Annotated in this window: 18 protein-coding genes and 1 riboswitch; of the genes, 7 read left to right on the top strand and 11 right to left on the bottom strand. The window is 60.9% G+C overall.

All coding sequences use genetic code 11. The features are described 5' to 3' along the window. The 3 genes from J8I87_RS36775 to prpF all read left to right on the top strand — a co-directional run. A partial coding sequence (locus J8I87_RS36775) for a citrate/2-methylcitrate synthase (RefSeq protein WP_280923134.1) occupies positions 1-185 on the top strand: 185 nt, incomplete at its 5' end. Positions 186-436: 251 nt separating this feature from the next. Continuing rightward, positions 437-3,034, top strand: a complete 2,598-nt coding sequence (acnD, locus tag J8I87_RS36770) for a Fe/S-dependent 2-methylisocitrate dehydratase AcnD (protein ID WP_209937255.1) — start codon at positions 437-439, stop codon at positions 3,032-3,034. An 84-nt stretch (positions 3,035-3,118) separates the two neighbouring features. Beyond that, complete coding sequence (gene prpF / locus J8I87_RS36765; RefSeq protein ID WP_209937254.1) at positions 3,119-4,303, top strand: 2-methylaconitate cis-trans isomerase PrpF; 1,185 nt, start codon at positions 3,119-3,121, stop codon at positions 4,301-4,303. Positions 4,304-4,403: 100 nt separating this feature from the next. Here prpF and J8I87_RS36760 read toward each other — a convergent pair whose 3' ends face one another. The 6 genes from J8I87_RS36760 to J8I87_RS36735 all read right to left on the bottom strand — a co-directional run bounded on the left by J8I87_RS36760 (position 4,404) and on the right by J8I87_RS36735 (position 9,313). After that, positions 4,404-4,655 (bottom strand): hypothetical protein, encoded by a 252-nt coding sequence (locus J8I87_RS36760; protein ID WP_209937253.1) that lies wholly within the window; start codon positions 4,653-4,655, stop codon positions 4,404-4,406. Then, a complete protein-coding gene (locus J8I87_RS36755) occupies positions 4,652-5,581 on the bottom strand; it encodes a dihydrodipicolinate synthase family protein (protein WP_209937252.1) in 930 nt (309 codons plus the stop codon). Before J8I87_RS36755 ends, J8I87_RS36760 begins: the two co-directional genes overlap by 4 nt. 139 nt (positions 5,582-5,720) lie before the next feature. After that, the gene (locus J8I87_RS36750) at positions 5,721-6,566 is read right to left on the bottom strand and encodes an ureidoglycolate lyase (RefSeq protein ID WP_209937251.1); all 846 of its coding nucleotides are present in this window, start codon (positions 6,564-6,566) and stop codon (positions 5,721-5,723) included. Positions 6,567-6,820: 254 nt separating this feature from the next. Further along, a complete protein-coding gene (locus J8I87_RS36745; protein WP_209937249.1) occupies positions 6,821-7,411 on the bottom strand; it encodes a TMEM165/GDT1 family protein in 591 nt (196 codons plus the stop codon). Between the two features lie 13 nt (positions 7,412-7,424). After that, positions 7,425-7,605: riboswitch (yybP-ykoY riboswitch) on the bottom strand. A gap of 277 nt (positions 7,606-7,882) precedes the next feature. Continuing rightward, a complete protein-coding gene (locus J8I87_RS36740; RefSeq protein WP_209937248.1) occupies positions 7,883-8,623 on the bottom strand; it encodes a hypothetical protein in 741 nt (246 codons plus the stop codon). An 81-nt stretch (positions 8,624-8,704) separates the two neighbouring features. Continuing rightward, positions 8,705-9,313: a hypothetical protein gene (locus tag J8I87_RS36735; RefSeq protein ID WP_209937247.1), complete on the bottom strand. Its 609-nt coding sequence runs from the start codon at positions 9,311-9,313 to the stop codon at positions 8,705-8,707. A gap of 512 nt (positions 9,314-9,825) precedes the next feature. Between J8I87_RS36735 and J8I87_RS36730 the strand changes: the two genes are divergently transcribed. Both J8I87_RS36730 and J8I87_RS36725 read left to right on the top strand, forming a co-directional pair. Then, the gene (locus J8I87_RS36730; protein WP_209937246.1) at positions 9,826-10,134 is read left to right on the top strand and encodes a DUF4148 domain-containing protein; all 309 of its coding nucleotides are present in this window, start codon (positions 9,826-9,828) and stop codon (positions 10,132-10,134) included. 231 nt (positions 10,135-10,365) lie between these two features. Continuing rightward, the gene (locus J8I87_RS36725; protein WP_209937245.1) at positions 10,366-10,554 is read left to right on the top strand and encodes a hypothetical protein; all 189 of its coding nucleotides are present in this window, start codon (positions 10,366-10,368) and stop codon (positions 10,552-10,554) included. A 32-nt stretch (positions 10,555-10,586) separates the two neighbouring features. Here J8I87_RS36725 and J8I87_RS36720 read toward each other — a convergent pair whose 3' ends face one another. After that, positions 10,587-11,354 (bottom strand): helix-turn-helix domain-containing protein, encoded by a 768-nt coding sequence (locus J8I87_RS36720; protein ID WP_209937243.1) that lies wholly within the window; start codon positions 11,352-11,354, stop codon positions 10,587-10,589. A 604-nt stretch (positions 11,355-11,958) separates the two neighbouring features. Further along, on the bottom strand, positions 11,959-14,688 hold the full coding sequence (locus tag J8I87_RS36715) for a UPF0182 family protein (protein ID WP_245254418.1): 2,730 nt from the start codon (positions 14,686-14,688) through the stop codon (positions 11,959-11,961). A gap of 369 nt (positions 14,689-15,057) precedes the next feature. Here J8I87_RS36715 and J8I87_RS36710 point away from each other — a divergent pair, with 369 nt between their 5' ends. Together J8I87_RS36710 and J8I87_RS36705 are read left to right on the top strand one after the other, a co-directional pair. After that, positions 15,058-15,522: a hypothetical protein gene (locus J8I87_RS36710; RefSeq protein WP_209937242.1), complete on the top strand. Its 465-nt coding sequence runs from the start codon at positions 15,058-15,060 to the stop codon at positions 15,520-15,522. 140 nt (positions 15,523-15,662) lie between these two features. After that, on the top strand, positions 15,663-16,886 hold the full coding sequence (locus tag J8I87_RS36705) for an RtcB family protein (RefSeq protein WP_209937241.1): 1,224 nt from the start codon (positions 15,663-15,665) through the stop codon (positions 16,884-16,886). 407 nt (positions 16,887-17,293) lie between these two features. Here J8I87_RS36705 and J8I87_RS36700 read toward each other — a convergent pair whose 3' ends face one another. The 3 genes from J8I87_RS36700 to J8I87_RS36690 form a co-directional block, all read right to left on the bottom strand. Next, positions 17,294-17,761 carry a YaiI/YqxD family protein gene (locus J8I87_RS36700; protein ID WP_209937240.1) on the bottom strand — a complete coding sequence of 156 codons (468 nt, stop codon included), beginning with the start codon at positions 17,759-17,761 and terminating at the stop codon, positions 17,294-17,296. Positions 17,762-17,877: 116 nt separating this feature from the next. Continuing rightward, positions 17,878-18,849 (bottom strand): transporter, encoded by a 972-nt coding sequence (locus tag J8I87_RS36695; RefSeq protein WP_209937239.1) that lies wholly within the window; start codon positions 18,847-18,849, stop codon positions 17,878-17,880. 283 nt (positions 18,850-19,132) lie between these two features. Next, positions 19,133-20,416: a DUF1214 domain-containing protein gene (locus tag J8I87_RS36690; protein ID WP_245254417.1), complete on the bottom strand. Its 1,284-nt coding sequence runs from the start codon at positions 20,414-20,416 to the stop codon at positions 19,133-19,135. Positions 20,417-21,104: the final 688 nt, after the last annotated feature.

Genomic DNA, 21,104 nt, shown 5'->3' with positions numbered 1-21,104 from the left:
CCGTGTCGTACCACATGATGGGCGTGCCGACCGCGATGTTCACGCCGCTGTTCGTGATTTCGCGCACCTCCGGCTGGGCCGCGCATATCATCGAGCAGCGCATCGACAACAAGATCATCCGCCCGAGCGCGAATTACACGGGTCCCGACGATCTCGAGTTCGTGCCGCTCGCGAAGCGCGCCTGAGCATCGGCGCTCAGCCTGATCCCAGCCAACATGGTTACTGTCGCGGACGCGAGAGACGCGACGTAGTTGGGCCTTGGCTCGTCAACCCGCGGGCCAGGGCTGCTTTTTCGTGCCGCACCTTTTGCTCCACCCCGCTGCCCGTTCACGCGCTAAACTTCGCGAGAAGAGCCGCAGCGAAACAGCCTCCGCTCAAAGGAATGCCGCGCCGTCGGCGCGGCGCTCCCGATTAACACCGCATGTGTCCCTACGTCATGAATACTGCATACCGCAAACCGCTGCCCGGCACGTCGCTGGACTACTACGACACACGCGCCGCCGTCGAGGCGATCCAACCGGGCGCCTACGACAAGCTGCCGTACACGTCGCGCGTGCACGCGGAAAATCTCGTGCGCCGCTGCGATCCGGCGACGCTGACGGATTCGCTCAAGCAGATCGTCGAGCGCAAGCGCGAACTGGATTTTCCGTGGTTTCCGGCGCGCGTCGTGTGTCATGACATTCTCGGCCAGACTGCCCTCGTCGATCTCGCCGGGCTGCGCGACGCGATCGCCGACCAGGGCGGCGACCCCGCGAAGGTGAACCCTGTCGTGCCCGTGCAGCTGATCGTCGATCACTCGCTCGCCGTCGAATGCGGCGGCTTCGACCCGGATGCGTTCGCGAAGAACCGCGCGATCGAAGACCGGCGCAACGAAGACCGCTTCGACTTCATCAACTGGACCAAGAAGGCGTTCAAGAACGTCGACGTGATTCCGCCGGGCAACGGCATCATGCACCAGATCAACCTGGAGCGGATGTCGCCCGTCATCCATGCCGTCGATGGCGTCGCGTATCCCGATACGCTCGTCGGCACGGACAGCCACACGCCGCACGTCGATGCGCTCGGCGTGATCGCCGTCGGCGTCGGCGGGCTGGAGGCGGAGAACGTGATGCTGGGCCGCGCGTCGTGGATGCGCCTGCCCGATATCGTCGGCGTCGAGTTGTCCGGCAAGCGTCAGCCGGGCATCACCGCAACCGACATCGTGCTCGCGCTGACGGAATTCCTGCGCAAGGAAAAAGTGGTCGGCGCGTATCTGGAGTTTCGCGGCGTCGGCGCGTCGAGCCTCACGCTCGGCGACCGCGCGACGATCTCCAACATGGCGCCCGAGTACGGCGCGACGGCCGCGATGTTCTTCATCGACGAGCAGACCATCGACTATCTGCGCCTGACGGGCCGCGACGACGCGCAAGTGAAGCTCGTCGAAACATACGCGAAGACGGCGGGCCTGTGGGCCGAAACGCTTCAGCACGCCGAGTACGAGCGCGTGCTGAAGTTCGATCTGTCGACGGTCGTGCGCAACATGGCGGGCCCCTCGAACCCGCACAAGCGTCTGCCGACTTCCGCGCTCGCCGAGCGCGGCATCGCGGGCAAATGGGAAGAAGTGCCGGGCCAGATGCCCGATGGCGCCGTCATCATCGCGGCGATCACGAGCTGCACGAATACCAGCAATCCGCGCAATGTGATCGCAGCGGGCTTGCTGGCGCGCAATGCGAATGCGCGCGGCCTGACGCGCAAGCCCTGGGTCAAGTCGTCGCTCGCGCCTGGATCGAAGGCCGTCGAACTGTATCTGGAGGAAGCGAAGCTGCTGCCCGAGCTCGAACAGCTCGGCTTCGGCATCGTCGCGTTTGCATGCACGACATGCAACGGCATGTCGGGCGCGCTCGATCCTGCGATCCAGCAGGAAATCGTCGATCGCGATCTGTACGCGACGGCCGTGCTGTCGGGCAATCGCAATTTCGATGGCCGCATTCACCCGTATGCGAAGCAGGCGTTTCTTGCATCGCCGCCGCTCGTCGTCGCGTATGCGATTGCGGGCACGATCCGCTTCGACATCGAACGCGATGTGCTCGGCACCGGCAAGGACGGCAAGCCCGTCTATCTGAAGGACATCTGGCCAAGCGACGAAGAGATCGACGCGATCGTCAAGACGAGCGTGAAGCCCGAGCAGTTCCGCAAGGTCTACGAGCCGATGTTCGCCGTCACGCGCGCAAGCGGCGAGCCGATCAGCCCGCTGTACGACTGGCGCGCGCAAAGCACGTATATTCGCCGTCCGCCCTATTGGGAAGGCGCGCTCGCCGGCGAGCGCACGTTGCAGGGCATGCGCCCGCTCGCCGTGCTCGGCGACAACATCACGACGGATCACCTGTCGCCGTCGAACGCGATTCTCGCGAACAGCGCAGCGGGCGAATACCTCGCGAAAATGGGCCTGCCCGAAGAGGACTTCAACTCGTACGCAACGCATCGCGGCGATCACCTCACCGCGCAGCGCGCAACATTCGCGAACCCGACGCTGATCAACGAAATGGCTGTCGTCGATGGTCAGCAGAAGAAGGGGTCGCTCGCGCGCATCGAACCCGAAGGCAAGGTCACGCGCATGTGGGAGGCCATCGAAACCTACATGGAGCGCAAGCAGCCGCTCATCATCGTTGCGGGCGCGGATTACGGCCAGGGTTCGTCGCGCGACTGGGCCGCGAAAGGCGTGCGGCTCGCGGGCGTGGAAGCGATCGTCGCGGAAGGCTTCGAGCGTATCCACCGCACGAACCTGATCGGCATGGGCGTGCTGCCGCTCGAGTTCAAGCCGGGCGTCAACCGTCTCACGCTGGGCATCGACGGCACCGAAACCTACGATGTGATCGGCGAGCGCAAGCCGCGCGCCGATCTCACGCTCGTGATCCATCGTGCGAACGGCGAGCGCGTCGAAGCAGCCGTCACCTGCCGTCTCGATACGGCTGAAGAAGTGTCGATCTATGAAGCGGGCGGCGTGCTGCAGCGATTCGCACAAGACTTCCTGGAGTCGTCGAAGGCCGTTGCGTAACGCGCTTCGTTTCATTCACGCATCATGGCGGGCGGTGCGCAATGCACCGCCCGCCTCTCATCAGAGGCATCAGGATCACAAAACATGGCACACGCACCTCAGATCAGGATTCCCGCGACCTACATTCGCGGCGGCACCAGCAAAGGCGTGTTCTTCCGCCTCAAGGATCTGCCCGAAGCCGCGCAGACGCCGGGCGCGGCGCGCGATGCATTGCTGATGCGCGTGATCGGCAGCCCCGATCCATACGGCAAGCAGATCGACGGCATGGGGGGCGCGACGTCGAGCACCAGCAAGACGGTGATCGTCGCGAAGAGCAGCAAGCCCGATCACGATGTCGATTACCTGTTCGGCCAGGTGGCGATCGACAAGCCGTTCGTCGACTGGAGCGGCAACTGCGGCAACCTGTCGGCGGCCGTGGGCCCGTTCGCGATCACCAGCGGGCTGATCGATCCCGACCGCGTGCTGGATAACGGCATCGCGATCGTGCGCATCTGGCAGGCGAATATCGGCAAGACGATCATCGCACACGTGCCGATGACCAACGGCGCCGTGCAGGAAACGGGCGACTTCGAGCTCGACGGCGTGACATTCCCCGCCGCTGAAGTCCAGCTCGAATTCCTCGACCCGGCCGCCGAAGAAGAAGGCGCCCAGGGTGCGATGTTCCCGACGGGCCATCTCGTCGACGATCTCGACGTGCCGGGCGTCGGCACGCTCAAGGCCACGATGATCAACGCGGGCATTCCGACGATCTTCGTGAATGCCGACGCGATCGGCTACGCGGGCACGGAACTGCAGGACGCCATCAACAGCGACGAAGCGGCGCTGAAGAAGTTCGAGACGATTCGCGCGCATGGCGCGCTGCGCATGGGGCTCATCAAGAACCTCGATGAAATCGCGAGCCGCCAGCACACGCCGAAAGTCGCGTTCGTCGCGCGCCCGGCGGATTACACGGCGTCGAGCGGCAAGCCGGTCAATGCGGGCGATGTCGATCTGCTCGTGCGCGCGATGTCGATGGGCAAGCTGCATCACGCGATGATGGGCACGGCGGCTGTCGCCATCGCCACGGCAGCGGCGATTCCGGGCACGCTCGTGAATCTCGCGGCGGGCGGCGGCGAGCGTCAGGCGGTGCGCTTCGGTCATCCGTCAGGGACACTGCGGGTGGGCGCCGAGGCGAGTGAAATCGACGGCGAGTGGGCGGTGAAGAAGGCCGTCATGAGCCGCAGCGCGCGCGTGTTGATGGAAGGGTGGGTGCGGGTGCCCGCCGTTTGATTTGGCTACCGCCTGTGGCTTCATTCGGGCGGGTTGCGTCCGGGCGGCATCGTTGAAGATGCCCGCCCGGACCTGCGAGTTGCACGCAGCCCAATCGTAGCTAGAGCGTCCCGCCCCAACGCGCATCGGCGAGATACGATGGATCGATACGCGGCCACGCGATCATATTCATCGCGAAGCTCGCGCGGACCACAACGACGAGCGGCGCTATAGCGATGCCGAACGGCGGCAGATGCGCGTCAAACTGGCCGTGTTCGATCTCGGCGGGATCGAACGACTGCGATACGGGTTGCGCGTTCGCGGACCCGGTTCGAATCCCCTTTCCGCAGCCCCCAACGCCGCCTGCCCTCACTTGCCCCAGCGCAGCACGAGCGGATCGAGACGGCGCGCAATGTCGATCAGTTCGGCACGCGTGTCCGGATGCATCGGCGGCAGCGGATGACGCGGGCTATCGCACGCGATCACGCCGCCCTCCTTCATCAGCGCCTTCGCGGCGAGCAGCCCCGTCTGCCGGTTTTCGTGGTTGATCAGCGGCAGCCAGCGCTGATAATGCACGAATGCCTCATCGCGCCTGCCTTCGCGGAAGGCTTCGAGGATCGGGCGAATGCCGTCGGGATAACCGCCGCCCGTCATCGAGCCCGTCGCGCCCGCGTTGAGGTCCGCGAACAGCGTGATTGCTTCCTCGCCGTCCCACGGACCTTCCACGGCATCGCCGCCAAGGCGGATCAGCTCGCGCAGCTTGGCTGCCGCGCCGGGCGTTTCGATCTTGAAGTACGACACCTGTTCGATTTCACAGGCCATCCGCGCGAGGAACGCAGCCGACAGCACCGTGCCGCTCGCGGGCGCATCCTGAATCATGACGGGAATGCTCACGCTATCCGACAGGCGCGCATAGAACTCGTAGATCTGCGTCTCGGGCACGCGGAACGTCGCGCCATGATATGGCGGCATCACCATCAGCATCGATGCGCCCTGCGCTTGCGCACGGCGGCTGCGTTCAATGCACACTGCGCTGCTGTAATGGCTCGTCGTCACGATGACGGGCACGCGGCCCGCCACGTGTTCGAGCATCACACGCGTCAGCGTCTCGCGTTCGTCGTCGGAAAGTGCGAACTGCTCGGAGAAGTTCGCGAGTATGCACAGGCCGTCGGAGCCCGCGTCGATCATGAAATCGACGACGCGCTTCTGGCTGTCCAGATCGAGCGCGCCTGTTTCGGTGAAGGTCGTCGGCACCACGGGAAAGATGCCGCGATAGCGTGGAATGCGTTGTGAAGTCATGTTCGTCTCCTTTGGAAGGACAGCCGTACACAGTGCAGCGCGTGCATCGCATGCGCACAGCCCTTTGTCCGTTTTTTGCCGTGTCATGTCACGACATGAAGTATCGGCTTCTCTACTCCGTAAGTCGCGCGATGTTGCATCAGGCCGCGACGGTTCGCTGCTGCTGCTCGCCCAGCCCTTCGATACCCAGACGGATCATCTGCCCCGCCCGCAGATAAACGGGCTCAGGCTTCTGCCCCATGCCGACGCCTGGCGGCGTGCCCGTCGAGATCACGTCGCCCGGTTGCAGGCTCATGAAGCGGCTCAGGTACGAAACGATTTGCGCGACGTTGAAGATCATCGTGCTCGTGCTGCCATTCTGATAACGCTTGCCGTCCACTTCGAGCCAGAGGTGCAGGCGCTGCGGATCGGGCACCTCGTCGGCAGTGACGAGCCACGGGCCGATCGGGCCGAACGTATCGCAGCCCTTGCCTTTGTCCCATGTGCCACCGCGCTCGATCTGATATTCGCGCTCGGATACGTCGTTGACGACGCAGTAGCCGGCGACATGGCCGAGCGCGTCCGCCTCGTCGATGTAAGCGCCGCTCTTGCCAATCACGACGCCGAGTTCCACTTCCCAATCGGTCTTCTGCGAGCCGCGCGGAATGCGCACGTCGTCGTTGGGACCGACCACCGCCGAGGTCCATTTGCCGAACACGACGGGCTCGCCCGGCACTGGCAGCTTCGATTCGGCGGCATGGTCCGCGTAGTTCAAGCCGATGCAGATGAATTTGCCGATTTGCCCCACACATGGCCCAATCCGCTCTTCGGCGCAGACGACGGGCAAGGACTCGACATCGATGTGGCGAAGCCGCTCCAACGACTCAGGCAACAGCGTCGGGCCGGCGATATCGTCGATCACGCCGGACAGGTCGCGGATTACGTGATGGCGGTCGAGAATGCCGGGTTTTTCGTGACCACGGGCGCCATATCGCAGCAATTTCATGTGTGATTCCTCGTTCCTGTTGACCCGGCTACTTTGCGTCTGCCGAACAATGTAGGGAAACTGGGCACCGTTGAATAATGAAAGCTGCTGCGCGGGTGATAACTTGCCGTTATCTCCCGCGTGTTGGAGGCGAGCGGCGGCGCGCTCAGAAATGCCAACGCAGCGAACGCCGCGAATGAACGCTGGCAAGTTCGCTGCGCATCATGTCGCTACCAACTGTGCGATGACAGGTTCGACGCATCGCCGATACTTGGTCAAAACATCGGATGTGCATCCGGATAAAGCGCGGTTCGCAGCGCCAGTCCACCGAGTACCACAAAGATGATCGCGGCAATCACGTGCACCGCCTTCGTCGGCAGACGGTCCGCGAAACGATGGCCCAAGTAGATCACGGGAACATTCGCGAGCATCATGCCCAGCGTCGTGCCCGCGACGACGCCAAAGAATTCATGAAAACGCGCGGCCAGCGCAATGGTCACGATCTGCGTCTTGTCACCCATCTCCGCGAGGAAGAACGTGAGCGCCGTCGTGCCGAAGACACCCATCGAACGTTTGGTGGTAACAGCCTGCGCTTCGTCGAGCTTGTCGGGGATGAGAATCCACACGGCCATCAGTGCAAACGACGCGACCACGGCCCAGTTCATCACATGCGGATTGATGACGCTTGCAAGCCAGGCGCCGAGTGCGCCCGATCCAGCATGGTTGATCAGCGTGGCGACGAGCACGCCCAGCACGATGGGAACAGGCTTGCGAAAACGCGCGGCGAGCACGAGCGAGAGAAGCTGGGTCTTGTCGCCGATTTCTGCAAGACCGACGATGCTGGTTGAAACGAGGAACGATTCCATGTGGGGTGTTTGTAACCGGGCCGCACTGTGACACGACGATGATGCGCGCCCCCGCGACCCGGTCAGGTTGGGACAGGCATCATCGGTCTTGCCAGGCGATTGCTGCACACGCCATGTCGCCTTTCGGCCACAAGTATGTTGACGTGCGCCCCGGTACGTCGCGCACCGGGCGGCTACTCCCCGAAGAAGTGGGCGCAATTATAGCCTCATCATGTTGACATGGACAAGTCAGGGGTTCGGAACGCATATCAGGTAATCGACGAACAACCCGGCACACACCGAGGCGACCGGTCGGGCGCCGCAGTGTCTCGCGGTTACTGCCCGACCTAGCTTTGCCGCAGCAGTTCGGGCCACGCATCCGCGACTGCCCGCATATGTGCCCGAAGCCGCGATCGATTTCACCGAAATGCAGATGCAGTAATCATCGTGATCGTCGCCGCAATGAGCGAGGCCGGTGGCCCTTGCGCGGCGTTACTGCAGCGCCGATACCCTCTGCACTTCTCCTTTCAGGATGTCTTTGGCCTGCTGTAGCGAGGAAGCGTACGGGATATCGGTACTGCCCAACAAACCGTCGACGGGATGGGCAGCGCATGACAGCGGCTGGCAGGGGTCATAGCAGAAGTAGTTCACGTCCGGACAACCCGCTTTCCCGGCAGGTCCGTATCCTCGGTACGCTTCGCGATTCCAGTCACGTGGTTCGCCAAACATCTCGAACGAAACACGACATACGGGTCTGAAACCCAGTCTGCGATAGTAAGCCGTCAGGTATGTATCGAAGCAGAACAGGTGGTTAGCGCCCTCCTGAATCGCTAGCCGAAGCAGTTGTGTCATGGATCCCGGGTATTTCGGCGATTTGCACACACTGGAGAGATACCCGCGCGTGTCTTCCATGTTGCCGAGGGCGAAAACCGCCATGCCATCGTGTGACACGAATAGCCGCCTGTTCCGGAAGTATTCAACGGCAGGAAGTAGCACTGTCGCGCCGTGATCACCATGTTCAGCCTTTGCGTGCCGAAGCAAGGTCCAGAAGATTTGAGCGTCGGTGATCTCATAAGCCAGCAGACGCCCATCGCAATAGTATTGACGCGTCGGCGTGAATGCCACGGGTCCCTCGGGGATGTCACTTCTAACGAATACCGGCCCGGCGACAGCGGGGTCGACGCTTTGGGCAATGATCTTGCTGAGGCTTTTAGAAGCAGTACTATCGATCATCTGAATCTCTCTGCACATTTAAATCACCATCATTCAACGGGCACATACCGAGTGCCGCGACGCTACTTGCGTATGACTGGATTACGATCGCCTCATTGCAAGTCCTGCCAGCCATCGCGCATCTTTGATCAGACCAAGCGCAAGGATGAAAGCGCCGAAGGCCGTGCTCGATATTTCAAACCCACGCTGGAGATCGGGATGCCCAAGCATCGACAACGCGATGACAGAGACACTCACGAGATAACCCAGAGTTACGTTGCCATCGCGCGTGCCGACACCGCGGCTGGCAATCAGGACAGCGACATACTGGACACCTTGCGAGACGAGTGTGGCAATCAGTGCAGCACCAGGCACGCCGCCAATGTGCGCGATGTCGACGGGGCTGACCAGTCCACCGTGCACAACCGCTGACATGAAAATCAGGTTGAATGTCAGCTGTACGACGAGCCGGCCGAGCTTTCCCATCGTGACGAGGCCCGTTACGCGCGCCATCGCAGCGTCAGCGTAATTGCAGAGAAATGAGAAGAGTGGCGCGCAGAGCGCCATGAACATCGCTGTTCCAGACAACCAGGGACTTGCCCACATCGAAGTACCCGTTCCGTAGGCGAAGTAAACCAGTGCACCGATGCAAAGTGAAATGCGCAGTTGGCGCACATAGGAAACGACGACAGACGGAAGCTTCATGTTCATAAGCGTGCCTCGCAAATTGGCTCAACCACGAACGAGATGGTACGAGTGGGTAGCCAATAACCAAAGCACAGAGATATGTCATTCAGTTTCACGACAACTCATCTGACCATTCAATAAGGCCAGTGCCAGACGCAGATTGCGCGGCGCGCGTGCATTGCCGTGTGAGATGTAGGTCGATGCCTTGATTGGAACAGTCGCAGGCGCTCGAACAGGCAGCGCATACATACGGACTTTGCGACCCTGGCCAGCACGACCGCAGGATTGGCCGTTTCCGCGCGCGCAACAGTGCGAGGATTGTTTGCAAGACCTCTGATAGGACGCAGAGCAGATGAGGATGATGCACAACCGGGCAACGGCAGCACGTGGTGAACGTGGGCTTCACCCGGATTTCAGGAACAATCCTTTCCTGAGACCCGCCTTAATCTTAAGCGGGCACTTACCTAGAATGAAGTCACTGATTACGAACAGGGCTGTTCGTAGAAGGAATAAAGCAAAGTCTGGAGGTAGGTATCATGAAGTCCCTGATTCAAGCCGTTGTCATTGCCGCTGCCCTTGCCGCTCCCGTTGCGTCGTTCGCGCAGGCAGCGCAGCCCCTTACCCGTGCGCAGGTGCGCGCCGAACTCGTCCAGCTCGAAAAGGCCGGCTATCACCCTGGCGATGGCGACAACGCGACTTACCCGGCGCAGATTCAGGCTGCTGAAGCGAAGGTGGCTGCACAGAATGCCGCGACAGGCGTGGGCGGCGTCGCGAGCGGCTCATCGGATGCGAGCCGTCCCGCCGTCTCGAAGGCCGACTGGGACGCGATGTACAACCGTCCCTGATATGCGGCCGTCCGGGCGACAACGGCACGCAGGCCGCACCGTCGGCCTATCCGCCGGCGTCAGTTAGAAACTGACTCGCTATCGCGGTTGAGTCCGATAGCGAGGTCGGTTCATTTCGAATACCTCCGCTGTCGGGCTTCCTCGACGGCTTCGCACAGACCTTCACGGTGTGTGCGCTTTTTGAAGCTCGCGAACAGCGGATGCACGCGCCGCCCGTTGAAAGCAGATCCGATGGAGACAGCAACGCAGCGTGCCTCTGCCATGCGTTCGGGAATGGCACCAGGTCGTCACCACGATCTTGCCGATCTGGTTTCCAATGTCTCGTCCAACGTGAACAGCGCGCCATCGACGCGGATAATCCTGCTGCGTCAAACCGTGCGGCTGCACGCGCCGCTCGTGCAGCTCGGCGACGACGGCTGAGCGCACCGCGCAGCGCCGTACGGGATGACGCATCAGAGGCGCGCGAGGCCGTCGCTGTCGAGAATGCGGACCTGCTTGCCGCGCGCATGCACGAGCCGTTCGTGTTGCAGCTTCGAGAACATGCGGCTTGCCGTTTCAAGCGTGATGCCGAGATAGCTGCCGATCTCGCCGCGCGTCATGCGCATGACGAACTCGGTGTCGGAGTAGCCACGCGAGCCGTAGCGTCCGGCCAGATTCAGCAGGAACGCGGCGACACGCTGGTCGGCGCGCATCGTGCCGAGCAGCATGATCATGTTCGACTCGCGCACGATCTCCTGGCTCATGACCTTGTGCAGGTGCCGCTGCATCGGTTTGATTGCGCGGCACAGGTCTTCGAGCGGTTCGAACGGAACCACGCAGACGGTGCTGCGTTCGAGCGCCATCGCGCCGCACAGATGCCGCCCGTGCACGATGCCATCGAGCCCGAGCATTTCGCCCGGGATCTGGAATCCCGTCACCTGCTCGCGGCCGTCGCGGTGCATCACGACGGTCTTGAACGAGCCGCTGCGCACAATATAGAGGTTGCTGAACGAATCGTTCGCACGAAAGAGGCTCGCGCCGCGCTGCACCGTGCGCACCTCGGAGACGAGCGAATCGACCCGCGCGAGTTCCTCGGCGCTGAGGTCGACGGGATTGCAGAGCGCGTGGACTTCGCATTGCGTGTAGTGCGACAGCGAACGCATCGAGATGCCCGTATGGAATCTGCGCCCAATAGGGGACGAGGCAGAAGAAGAAGTCGTCGGCGCGTCGGCAGCAAACATGTGGCCTCCTTACGGGTTGCGCGCGTGTTGGCCTGGGGCACGCGCAATGAGGTTGTTTTGTACGGCCGTCGCGCTCTTGCACGCACCGGCACGGACGCACTGCTGGCTTGATGAAACTATCGTTTGACGTTGCTTCGAAATAGAATCAGGCGCCGGGCACTGCTATCGGATGCATATGGCAGCGAAGTCGACGGTACGCCGATAGACATTCCTGGCTGACCACGACACGAACGCTTAAAACACCGAAAAGCGCTTCGGCGGACAACACAGCAAAACAGCCAAATTGCGATCAGGTTTCTGAAAGATAAAGGGATGAAATCATTCCGGGAACGGACCGGCTCGCTGAACGCGTTAAGCCGGGCTGAACGCGCCGTTATATGAGGTTCGGGATGGGGTATGAGAACCCATCCGCCGTGCGCTGGTTGCAATCGCGGATGCCTGCAGCGTTCGCGGCGCGGTACGGCTGCGCGCAAATGGCCTTGTTGGAAAGGCGTACTCCATTCGGGGCTGCCATTCAGACCTGACTGGCCTCGCGTCGAACCGATCGGTGCGCGCCGCTTCGATCGATCAAGGCGACGGCATCATGCAGCGGCGCGATATCAGATTACTTGTGGTCGCCGGCACGCCCGCCGCCGAGCGATTCGAGCAAGGGCCGCAACGCGTCCAGTTCGGCGCCGAAGCCGCTCCAGTCGCCCGCTTTTAACCGTTCGATCGCGCGGTTGTAGTGCGCAAGCGCTTCGCGGGCGCGAGCGTCCGCCGTGCCTCCCGTCGATGCCTTCGGGACCGGGGCGGTCTCGTTGAAGAGCGCGGCGAGAGCCGCTCCGAGCGTGTCCTCCATCACGACCCGGTCTCCGTAAGCGGCGATCACGCGTTTCAGTTCGGGCAACTGGCCGGACTCCGCTCGCAAATAGAGCGGCGAAAGATAGAGGATCGAATTCTCGATCGGCACGACGACGAGATGACCCCGGACCACGCGCGAGCCCATCTGATTCCATAGCGAGATCTGCTGCGAGATCACCGTGTTCTGCTGGATGCGCGCCTCGATCTGAAACGGTCCGTAGATGAGCTTGTCCTTGGGGAACGCGTAGACGGTCAGCTTGCCGTAGTCGGGCGGGTCGCAGCGGGCCGCAAGCCACGCGATCATGTTCTCGCGGTGGCTCGGCACCATCGGCAGCATGAGGACGAACTCGGCGCGCGGCGTGCGAGGCAGGCGCATGATCGTGTAGTAGGGTGTCATCGGCGTGCCGCCGGTGCTCGCACCATTGATGCCGGACAGCTCGCGCGGGAACTGCCAGAGGTCCTCCCGGTTGTAGAACACTTCGGACGCTTCCATGTGATATGCGCGGTACACCTGCGCCTGGATCAGGAACAGGTCTTCCGGGTAGCGGATATGACGCTGCAGGTCAGGCGGCATCGCGCTCAACGGTTTGAAGACACCCGGGAAAATGCGTTCGTATGTGCGCAGGATCGGATCGGCGGGATCGCTCGCATAGAAGTCGACCGTGCCGTTGTATGCGTCGATGACGATCTTCACCGCATTGCGGATGTAATTGGCGCCGTCGCCAGCACCGCGCTGCGCGTAGGGGAACCAGCGGCTCGTCGTGTACGCATCCTGCATCCAGAAGAGGCGGCCTTCACTCGCGACGATGTATGGATCGTGGTCGAGGCGCAGAAACGGCGCGATGGTACTGACGCGCTCCTGAATGTTGCGATGGAGCAGAATGCGGCTTGCGGCCGTCAGGTAGCTGGAAAGCAGGATATTCGGATCGTCGAGTTGCCACGCGAACAGCGCGCGCCGCGCGGCGCTGCCGATCGCGATGCCGTCGTGTCCGCTGTATGTGGTGTAGACGTTGTCATTGCCCTTCGGATAGTCGAACTCCGGCACGTTGCCCTTCACGATCACATAGCCCGCGTCGCCTTCGCCGAAGTAGATGCGCGGCTCGCGAATGGATGGGCCACCGTCGGCGACGGGCGGAATGTCGCGCAAGTAGAGGGAAGGCAGGCCTTCCGTGGATTTCTCCGTCACCGGCGACATGACGATGCCGTTGCCATGCGTGAACAGCAGATGCAGGTTCACCCACGTCTGTGCGTTGGGCGGCAGCAGCGCCGGCTCAAGTTCGCGCGCAGTCAGCATGACCTGGCGGTAGCCGGAGCCGAGCCGGTAGCGGTCGATATCGACCGCGAGAAACCGGTAGTAGGTCCGGATTTCCTGCAGTTGCGCGTAGGTGTCGAGGAGCGGCTGCACGTCCCACAGCCGGATGTTGTCAACGGTTGCGCGATTGGCATCGAGCGACGCGACGGTGAGCCCCAGCTCCGCAGGAAACGGCTTGACCTCGATCTGCGCGAGGCCATAGGCCTTGCGCGTCAGCGCGATGTTGCGCTCAATATAAGGCGTCTCCAGCTGCAGTTCGTTCGGTTTGACGTGAAAGCGCTGGAACAGCGCCGAATAGATCACCGCGAACGCGAACGAACTGCCGAAGACCAGCAGCACGCAAACAACGGGCACGCGATAGCTGCGAACGCGCAGGTTGATCCATGCGGCGATCGCGGCCGCGATGGAAAGGACGATGAGCAGCCACAGAACGGGCAGTTCGACGTGGACGTCGGTATAGCCGGCGCCGACCACGACACCGTTGTCGTCATAGAGCAGAAGAAAGCGGTCGAGCCAGTACGACCAGGCTTTCAGCGCGAACAGCACACCGAGCAATGCCGAGCCGTGGGCGCTGGCCGCAGGCGAGAGCCAGCGCGGCCGGCCGGGCGCGATGTCGCCGTGCAGCAGATAGATGATGCCGGTGACGAACGCGCTGCAGAGCAGTACCTGCAGCAGCCAGTTCTTGACGGCGATATAAGCGGGCAGCGAGAACAGATAGAAACCGATGTCTTTGCCGAACACGGGATCGCGCTCGCCGAAACGCGCCTGGTGAAGGAATCGCAGCGTCACGTCCCAGTTCGACATCTCGCCTGCGGCGATCAACAGCGCGAGAAGAACCGCTGCAGCGGCAATCGAGGCGTGCCAGCGAATGTGCGGAGCGATCTGGTCGACGATATCGCTCACGGCTTGCGATGTGTCCCGCGCGGGCGCTTCCACTTGCCACGCGCCGGCGCTGCGCGCGCAACGATGCGCAATATATCCGGATACCCCTAGCAACGCCGCCGAAGCCGCGAACACGGCTACGAACAGCAGCGCCTTGGCGGTGAAGATGGTCCAGAAGACATCGGCGTAGCCGATCGACGCAAACCACAGCGCGTCGACCACGATGCCCGTAACGCGCCCGATGACGATCAGGCAAGCGACGACGGCGGCAACCCGGAGAGCAATGCGTCTTGCGCGCATGCCAAACCTCACTCGCGATCGCGCCGGCCATGCTCCCGGCGACATCATCACCCATCACTGGCCGGGGATCGACACGGTGGCCCGTGCAACCCAAGGCCTGCGAGCAACGAGGCGGCGATCTGCGTCAAGTAGTTCCAGATGAATGATTGTAGCCCGTCGGTCGATCAGTCATTCAGGCCGGCATCGCGTGAGGCTGCCGCGTTGGGCATGGAGCACGCTGGACCGGCGACCGATGAAGCGGTATGTTTAGAAAATTCAGAGAGCGGAAATCGAGTTGTGTTTCCGCGGAAGAACGCCGATTCGCGTCATCAGGATTCCAACAAGCGAAGCGCCGCCCGCGCAGCACATCTCCGCGCAAGGAGATTTCAGATGGCGCGCACATCGATAGCCGGAAGGCGCGTTTTCTGGGTGCTCGTGCTTTGCATCGCCGCGACGGGCATGGCGGTTGGCGGAGCGCTGATGTTCGAATTGTCGGTGATCAGTCGCGCGGTCAGCGATTTTAGCCGGGACGAGGGGATCGAGCAGGCGCGAGCGTCGCGCGGCGACGCGCCATCGCGCGAAGATCGCTTCAGGCCGCCATATCTGATGCGTTACGGCCTCGACCCCGCCAGCTATACCGACGCCCACGGCCGCTTCTCGCCGACGGGGGCCGACTGGCGAGAATGGAGCTTGCGCACCAAGGTAGCCGCCACCGTGATGTGGCTGGGTCACAATCCACCGGGAACATGGTGGACGCTGCGCCAGATCAAGTGTGTCGACCGCTTTCACGAGGCCCACGCGGACAACGAGCCGATCGTCGACGTCGCCGACGCCTGCCTTGGCGAGCCGCACTGAGCGGCGCAACCCATTGCGTCGGTTCAAGCAAGACCGGCCGCTGACGCGAGGTCCGCGTGCAGTGCGAGCCGGGCCAGTCAGCCGTTGTACACCGTGCTCTGACAAGTGCCGATGAGCGAGGCTGACGAAGGGGCGGAGACATGAGCCTGGTCGATTATCAACTGATGGAAGTGGCAAACGGCAAGACCGTAAAGATGTGGGCTCAGGGTGTAGCGATCGAGGAGGCGGCTCGCCGGCAACTGAGAAACACAGCCCGCATGCCGTTCGTGTTCAGGCACGTAGCCGCGATGCCGGACGCGCACGTCGGCAAAGGGTCGACGATCGGCAGCGTGATACCGACACAGGGCGCGATCATCCCGGCGGCGGTGGGTGTCGATATTGGCTGCGGAATGATGGCCGTTCGCACGACGCTGAAGGCCGAGGACCTGCCCGACTCGCTTTCTGGCGTGCGCAGCGCGATCGAGCGCGCGGTGCCGCACGGCGGTGAGCGGGGACGACGACGCGACCCGGGTGCATGGTCGCACCCGCCACCCGCCGTCGACGACGCCTGGAAGCTGCTGGCGCCAGGTTTTCAGCGCATCGTCGACAAATATCCTTCTCTCGCGCGCACGAACAACCGCACGCACGTGGGCACGCTCGGCACAGGCAATCACTTCATAGAAGTATGTCTCGACGAAGAGCACGGCGTCTGGTTCATGCTGCATAGCGGATCGCGTGGCGTGGGCAACGCGATCGGGAGCCTCTTCATCACGCTGGCCCAGACCGACATGCGTCAACACCTTGCGAATCTTCCGGACAAAGATCTCGCGTACTTCAAGGAAGGCAGCCGGCATTTCGATGATTACGTGGAAGCGGTAGGCTGGGCACAGCGATACGCACGCTGCAACCGTGAGGTCATGATGAATGCCGTAATCGATGCCGTGCGCGCCGCTATCCACAAACCCTTCACCATCGACGAGCACGCAGTGAACTGCCACCACAATTACGTGCAGAAGGAACGGCACTTCGGCGCCGACGTTTTCGTCACGCGTAAAGGAGCACTGTCGGCGCGAGCGGGCGAGTTCGGCATCATCCCCGGTTCGATGGGCGCGAAGAGCTTCATCGTTCGCGGCCTCGGCAATGAAGAGAGCTTCTGCTCGTGCAGTCACGGCGCCGGGCGCGCGATGAGCCGGAAGGAGGCCAAGCGGCGCTTTACGGTCGAGGACCAGATCAGCGCGACGCTGCATGTCGAATGCCGAAAGGATGCAGCAGTCGTTGATGAAATTCCGATGGCCTATAAGGACATCGACGCGGTGATGGCCGCACAGCGGAGCCTGGTCGAGGTAATACACACGCTACGGCAGGTGGTTTGTGTGAAGGGTTAGACCGGATCACTCTGCGACCGCTGCGGACGCACCGCGTCCGGATGCCGATCGTGGATCAAGCCGGGCCACAGATGCTGGTTGATGGCGTCGGATAGGTGCGCACGCGTGAATTTTCTCTATCGAATCGCACTTGCGGTGACGGTGTTTTCGGTTGCCACCGGATGCGTGTCACCGCCGTTCGGGCCTGCCGTGGCCGTGAAGCCGGGGCATGACAAGCCATTCAGCGACTTTCTGCAGGACGATGCGCAGTGTAGACAGCATGCGAGGGATCAATTGGCGCGCGGCATGGACACGCACGCTGCGAGCGACGCGCACGCGCCGCTTGCACAACTGAACGTGCAGCAAAGATACGATCTCGCGTACCTGGAATGCATGCAGGCGAAAGGAAATGTGGTGTCGAGCACGCATCAGGCGACGCCGCCTGGGGGAGCACCGTAACGTGCGAGAAAGCGGTCCAATTGTCCAGCGAACACCTTGCTATCGGTCGGGGTATAAGGTGCCGGTCCACCCGTCTCGATGCCTGAACTGCGAAGCTGATCCATCACCTCGCGCATTGTTAGACGCTCCTGGATATTTTCGCGGCTGAACCAGCTTCCGCGCGGGTCGAGTACATGAGCGCCCTTGTCAAGAGCAGCGGCGGCAAGAGGTATGTCCGCTGTAATCACGAGGTCACCGTTAGCGACCAGTTCGACGATGCGGTTATCGGCGGCGTCGAAGCCCGCTGGCACTTGTATTGCCTTGATAAAACGGGAAGGTGGCGTGCGCAAATACTGGTTTGCGACCAGCGTGACACACACTTCAACACGCCGTGCGGCCCGAAACAGCATCTCCTTGACGACAACTGGGCAGGCGTCTGCGTCAACCAGCACTTGCATCGAGGTATTTCCGATAGAGGGAGGGAACCTCATGTTACTGCTCACATGCGTCGGGGGCCAACTCTAAGGTCAGTCGGTTATCGGCCTCCCAGGTCGTCCTGCCGCGACAGAACAGCTTAGAACACCATCGTGGCAGTCGTCATGAAAGTGGCTGTACTATTGAGCCGCCTTGTGCTCGCTACCGTGGGTACCCAGCGGAAGCTGAAGGAAAACGGATGTTTGCCTCCGATCTTCGTGTCGTAGGTCACGATTGGCCCCATCGCGAAGTCGCGGCCGACGAAGCCATTGAGCGCATCAGCCGTAGGCCCGCTATCGTTGCCCAGTTGCTGTACTGTGCCGAGGATGAGCCCGACTCCCAGACCACTGGTAAAGCGCTTGACCGCCATGACGTCTAGCGTGAAGATTGGTGCGTTCTGGTAGTTTGTCGCGTGATTGCGCGTATAGAACTGGACACCCGCGACGGCATCGAACTCAAGGTTGTATGCGGGCACGTACTTGGTGTACGCGATTTGCGGCGTGAATGTCCAGTTATTCAGGCTCGTATTTACAAGCGAGCCAAAATCGTATTGGCCCGTCGGCGCCCAGATATTCAAACTAAGCGCGATATGATCAGTGTTGGAGAGCTGATAGCCAGCAATGATTGGAGAGAAATTCAGATCAAACAGATTGGACGCCGTTTGTTCGACGCCAACTTGACGCGGGCCGGCTGCGAAAGCCGCACGCGCTTCTGTCCACAAATACGGCAGGGTGACACTTGACGCGAAATTCCACGCGCCGATTCCGGTGCCCCAGACTTTCATAAGCGTCGCCATTGTAAATGCCGCCTCGGCCTCGACACCCAATGATGTCTTACCCGCAATAGGTACCGAATGGCTCTGGCCAATGCTGCCATTGAGATAGGCCTCACCCAGGTTGACCAGCCAGATGGGCTCGTCCGGCACGACCCCGGCAGATGGCACCACAGAAGCACCTGCAATTGGACGACCTAGCGCACCTTCTGTGGCGGTCGCGATCGATGATTGACCTATCGAGAAGCCAATACCGACAACAACAAGAGAAATGTACTTGATCCCGGTTTTGTACCGCATTTGAATTATTTCACGCACTGTATATTTCGCGCCATAAATGTCTCAGCCGAAAGCAGGTTGTGATAAAGCGTCTCGTCGGCTGCATCAGGAAAGCGCTCGAAAACTGTCAAGGTATGGCGACCAATATCACGGGCACGAATGCAGGGTCAACACTCCCCTTTTGCTACTGTCGCGAACACGGTGACTTGAGCGGATGATTGATATTTGATAAGGAATACTTGAGCTTTAAGTGAATAGAATCTGTCCGGCCTCCGTTACTCTCATACCGGCGTGGCTGTCGTATTCAATCAATCTTTTTCACAGCCGGAGGAGTCCAGGATCCCTTGAGGATCGTTTCGGTGGGGCCATACGCTCTAAGGTACAGCGAGAAGTCTCCGCTGGCAGGAGCTGGCAACCAATTCGCGCGCTTGTCTGCATCCGAAGGTTCATCAGCTTGAACGTACAGGGTGAGCGATCCATCCGCGGCTCTTCGAAGATTCTTGTTCTTAGTCCCAATCGAATACCGATTGATCGAGTTTTTTGCGAAAAAGTGATCGGAGTCGTAGAGCGTCAGTGACCAGAAGCCTGTCACAGGCGGTTCTTGCCCCGGCTTGAATGTGATCGTGTATCGATGTCCCGAGGTCAGGCGTCGACCGTCAATATCCTGGTCCTGATAGAAATATTTGGTCTCCTGGGCCTTATTGACCAGGATGTTTGATTTGGCGACTGCCGTTCGCGTGAAGTAATCCATGCCAAAGGCGGCGCCATTGTCCACTGTCGACCAGTAATCGGGCAGCGAAACCCCGAAGTTACGGAACTGCAGAAGCGGCTGGACGACTTCTGCGTCCGCCCGGTTCACCTCATCAACGATCGCTGCATTGAGTGCGGGATCTTTTTTTGCGGCCGCGATGACTGCAAGCGCTTCTGCATATTTGGCTTGCTCACCGGGCATTGCAGGTGCGTCCCTCAGAACCGCCGGCAGTTCGTCGAAGAATTTATCCGGGAAAACCCACCTGGTTTCGCCGCTTCCGCTATCCGATGTCGGCGAGGCGAGATGTGGAAGATTGGCCCAGTCATGGCGCTTCATTTTCCCGTCATATTCGGAGAGTGGGTACATGTCGATGCCAGAAATGACGGCGCGCACCTTCCGGCGATCGTCGTCAGTGTCGTCCTGAAACAGCCGTGGAACGACGAATGCCGTTCCAGTCTCCGTCCTGAAGACCTTAAGGATTCCCTTTGGTACCGTACCTTTCCAGTCAGATCGGGCAATCAGATAAAAGCCCTGCTTGCTTCCATACATCTTTCCGAGGTTGGCAAAGCTATCCGTTCTCAGGTTAACGATCTGATAAACCCAAAACCGATCACCAAAATCAGGTACCTGTACAACGACGGGCGTCTGGTCTAATGCTGCAATGCCTGCTCCGTAGACGGTATCCTGGTTGGGACATGCCACCCACCGCTGGTCCGGCTTGATGTAGTCATGCAACATTGCCATTCGATTCAGGGGAGCGAAGGGCAGGACGCCATTCATGAGGCCGACTTGCGGCGACTGTTGGAAGGCTAGCCGCCGATTGTAGATATTGACCATAGGCCATGCCCAAAAATACGCATCCCGTGCAACGAGTCGGGCATATGCCTCGGAGATACGGGCTATCGAAGTCGGCGCGCTGTAGGAATGGGCGGATACCAACAAGCACGCACTTGCCGCAAACATTAACCAACGACGCATGGTTTGGCCTCGAAGTAGCTAATTCTTTGAACATGGGCGCTGAGCACATCGTTGCGCTTGGCAGCGGAAACGGCTCAGCCATCTTTGGTGGAACGCCCGCTGAATTTCTGTTTCTATCCGTTTTTTTAGCGGCGTCGAACTCACGCATATAACCGCCAATGGGCAAATGAAAAACACAGATAATCTCGGGCCATCGACTGCGCAGCAATTCTATTCACTGTCACGGAAACCATTCTTTACGAAATATCAATTTTCCGCCCAATTCGTCTTACCGCGACATAGCCAAAAAGGCCGCCCCAGATGCTGCGCTGACCTTGCGTATAAGTGCAGGCTGCACGAAGCTCAGCGCAGGCGTCATGTTGTAACGTGCGTTGACCTCGTAGTTGTCTGTCTAAGTTATTTGCTTCGTTATGCATATTATTGGATATAGTTCTCGATTGAATCGCTCCTGCATCAAACGAATGTACAGCAAAAATTCCGTCCGAATAAAGGTACCTTGATCAGCTCAACTTAGCCCTAACGTATGGCTACCTGAATTGCGACGTTG

This window comes from Paraburkholderia sp. LEh10, assembly GCF_017814945.1.
Lineage (GTDB): Bacteria > Pseudomonadota > Gammaproteobacteria > Burkholderiales > Burkholderiaceae > Paraburkholderia.
The sequence above is the reverse complement of the archived record's forward strand: the minus strand, read 5'-3'. Positions and strand labels throughout refer to the sequence as shown.

Excerpts from the sequence above, each read along its gene's own strand:
- J8I87_RS36725 (WP_209937245.1), top strand. The coding sequence starts at position 10,366 with ATGGAGACAGCAACGCAGCGTGCCTCTGCCATGCGTTCGGGAATGGCA.
- J8I87_RS36715 (WP_245254418.1), bottom strand. The coding sequence starts at position 14,688 with ATGCGCGCAAGACGCATTGCTCTCCGGGTTGCCGCCGTCGTCGCTTGC.
- J8I87_RS36730 (WP_209937246.1), top strand. The coding sequence starts at position 9,826 with ATGAAGTCCCTGATTCAAGCCGTTGTCATTGCCGCTGCCCTTGCCGCT.
- J8I87_RS36700 (WP_209937240.1), bottom strand. The coding sequence starts at position 17,761 with ATGCAAGTGCTGGTTGACGCAGACGCCTGCCCAGTTGTCGTCAAGGAG.
- J8I87_RS36695 (WP_209937239.1), bottom strand. The coding sequence starts at position 18,849 with ATGCGGTACAAAACCGGGATCAAGTACATTTCTCTTGTTGTTGTCGGT.
- prpF (WP_209937254.1), top strand. The coding sequence starts at position 3,119 with ATGGCACACGCACCTCAGATCAGGATTCCCGCGACCTACATTCGCGGC.
- J8I87_RS36750 (WP_209937251.1), bottom strand. The coding sequence starts at position 6,566 with ATGAAATTGCTGCGATATGGCGCCCGTGGTCACGAAAAACCCGGCATT.
- J8I87_RS36690 (WP_245254417.1), bottom strand. The coding sequence starts at position 20,416 with ATGGTCAATATCTACAATCGGCGGCTAGCCTTCCAACAGTCGCCGCAA.
- acnD (WP_209937255.1), top strand. The coding sequence starts at position 437 with ATGAATACTGCATACCGCAAACCGCTGCCCGGCACGTCGCTGGACTAC.
- J8I87_RS36755 (WP_209937252.1), bottom strand. The coding sequence starts at position 5,581 with ATGACTTCACAACGCATTCCACGCTATCGCGGCATCTTTCCCGTGGTG.
- J8I87_RS36705 (WP_209937241.1), top strand. The coding sequence starts at position 15,663 with ATGAGCCTGGTCGATTATCAACTGATGGAAGTGGCAAACGGCAAGACC.
- J8I87_RS36740 (WP_209937248.1), bottom strand. The coding sequence starts at position 8,623 with ATGATCGATAGTACTGCTTCTAAAAGCCTCAGCAAGATCATTGCCCAA.
- J8I87_RS36720 (WP_209937243.1), bottom strand. The coding sequence starts at position 11,354 with ATGTTTGCTGCCGACGCGCCGACGACTTCTTCTTCTGCCTCGTCCCCT.
- J8I87_RS36710 (WP_209937242.1), top strand. The coding sequence starts at position 15,058 with ATGGCGCGCACATCGATAGCCGGAAGGCGCGTTTTCTGGGTGCTCGTG.
- J8I87_RS36735 (WP_209937247.1), bottom strand. The coding sequence starts at position 9,313 with ATGAACATGAAGCTTCCGTCTGTCGTCGTTTCCTATGTGCGCCAACTG.
- J8I87_RS36745 (WP_209937249.1), bottom strand. The coding sequence starts at position 7,411 with ATGGAATCGTTCCTCGTTTCAACCAGCATCGTCGGTCTTGCAGAAATC.